This window comes from Vibrio sp. YT-19(2023) (assembly GCF_033337395.1).
The window spans coordinates 1-808 of sequence record NZ_JAWOQN010000345.1; the positions used below are offsets into that span (position 1 = coordinate 1).

Here is an 808-nt window from a genome sequence, read left to right on the forward strand (position 1 = left end):
CAAAACCTTTGCTTTGAATTTCATTTTTTACGGTTGGGTTACGCTCTAAGCGAGCAATGGAAACTAAGTTACTGTAATACATCGTCAATTCTGCGAGGGCTGGCAGCTGAGATTGCAAACAGATAGTGGTTTGAATGGGGTCGATGCCAACTGCAAGGTAATCTGCGACTACGTTTAGAATGTTCGAAGATACCTTTGAAGGATTGTGCGCGTTATCGGTCAGGCCTTGCATATCGGCGACCAGAATGGTTTGGTCATGCTCCGATTGTAATGCCACACGCTGTTGTAACGAACCGACGTAATGACCAAGGTGTAAAGGCCCTGTAGCTCGGTCCCCCGTGAGAATGATTTCGCGTTGTTGATGCGTTTCTTTGATGTTCATGGTTATCTCCTAGTCAAAATAGATCGCTACTGGAGATAAAAAGACAAGACACTCTTCGCTACCTTCCAGCAGCGTAAGAATGTAAGAATTCCGCGCCGCTCTACATAGAGCGCCACCAGAAAAAGTATGATGATGAAGGTGTGAAGAATAAGTTCATGCGTCTTAAGCTAACAGGGACTAAGACAATGCTCAATCCCAATATGAAGAAAATGCAGTGTGTGAATATTTGCCCGATTACATCGGCAAGGACATTGCGATAACGAGAACAGCACCAAATACCGAACCAGAAACAAATGCACATAGAACGGTTTTGTTGTGTTTACTTTTCATCGATGGACTCCTATTTATCACCACCAGAACCGCACAAGGAATGAGCACGGCTCAACTTCATTTCACTTGTCGGCGCTGGAGTTCTGTTTTATCTCC

General features: G+C 44.6%; 1 pseudogene. It reads right to left on the reverse strand.

Annotated elements, in window-relative coordinates:
* Positions 1–382 (reverse strand): annotated as a pseudogene (locus R7E78_RS25810) (tryptophan--tRNA ligase); the annotation flags it as partial.
* Between the last annotated feature and the right edge of the window lie 426 nt (positions 383–808).